We start from the raw sequence: 1,273 nt of genomic DNA, 5'->3' as shown, positions 1-1,273 counted from the left end.
TTGATGTTGACCCCGCTCAGCGGACACAGACGTGAGGAGACATAGGGTCCGACGATCTTGTGAAGGAGATCGTCCGTCGTGCCGAAGCCCTACCCGCCGGAGTTCCGGCGCCGCGCCCTTGATCTGCTCGACTCGGGACGTTCAGTGCGGGACGTGGCGACGTCGCTGGGCATCGCGGAGTCCTGCCTGCATCGCTGGAAGTCCCGGGATCTGCTCGACCGAGGGCTCAAGACCCCGACCCCTGAGCAGGTCGAGTCGGCAGCGCTCACCGCGGCCAAGGCGCGGATTGCAGAGTTGGAGACTGAGGTCAAGATCTTGCGCAAGGCAGCTGCCGCAGTCGAGCAGGTGGTGCCCCCAAAAGCTCGGTTCGCCCTCGTCGCGGAACTGGCCGCTGAGGGCGTCCCGGTCAAGCAGGCCTGCCTGTCCCTCGGGGTGTCCCGGGCGGGCTTCTACGAGGCTCGCAGCCGCCCTCCCTCGTCTCGGACGATCCGGCAGGCCTGGCTGAGCGACCGGATCGCCGCTGTCCACGAGGCGTCCCGCCAGACCTACGGGGCGCCGAGGATTCGCGCCGAACTCGTCCTCGGCCACGGCGTGATCGTGTCCCGCAAGACCGTCGCAGCGCTGATGCGCCGCGCCGGTCTGGCCGGACTTCCGTTGCGGCGCAAAGCGAAACGGGTCCCTCCGGCGAGGACCGTGACTGACCTGGTCAAACGCGACTTCCGGCGTGACGGTCCGAACCAGCTCTGGGTCACCGACATCACCGAGCACCCCACTCGCGAGGGAAAGCTCTACTGCTGCGTGGTCCTCGACGTCTTCTCCCGCCGGGTCGTCGGCTGGGCCATCGACTCCCGTCAACGAGCGGACCTGGCCACCTCAGCCCTCGGAATGGCCATCGACTCGCGCGGCATCGCCGGGCAGGTCCCGGGCGGTATCATCCACGGTGATCATGGAACCCAGTTCACCTCCTGGACCTTCACCGAACGCGCCCGCAGAGCGGGCCTGCTGCCCTCGCTGGGCAGCGTCGGCGACCCGTACGACAACGCCGTCGCCGAGGCCTTCTGGGGACGGATGCAGACCGAGCTACTCGACCGCCGGCGCTGGCGCACCCGCGTCGAACTCGCGAACGCGATCTTCGAGTACATCGAGGGCTTCTACAACCGCCGTCGCCGACACTCCGCATTGGAGTGGATGAGCCCCATACAGTTCGAAACCATCGACCGCCCGTCGGGCCTGATCTCCTCACCGACGTGTCCGTGAAGCGGGGTCAACATCA

1 protein-coding gene is annotated in these 1,273 nt (G+C 67.6%); it reads left to right on the top strand.

Translation table 11 applies throughout. The features are described 5' to 3' along the window. The first annotated feature begins 78 nt into the window (after positions 1-78). Positions 79-1,257, top strand: coding sequence for an IS3 family transposase (locus HF519_RS30090; protein WP_169416324.1), 1,179 nt, complete (start codon positions 79-81; stop codon positions 1,255-1,257). The last annotated feature ends 16 nt before the right edge of the window (positions 1,258-1,273 follow it).

It is taken from the genome of Pseudonocardia bannensis (assembly GCF_012911875.1).
GTDB classification, from domain to species: Bacteria; Actinomycetota; Actinomycetes; order Mycobacteriales; family Pseudonocardiaceae; genus Pseudonocardia; species Pseudonocardia bannensis.
The sequence above is the reverse complement of the archived record's forward strand: the minus strand, read 5'-3'. Positions and strand labels throughout refer to the sequence as shown.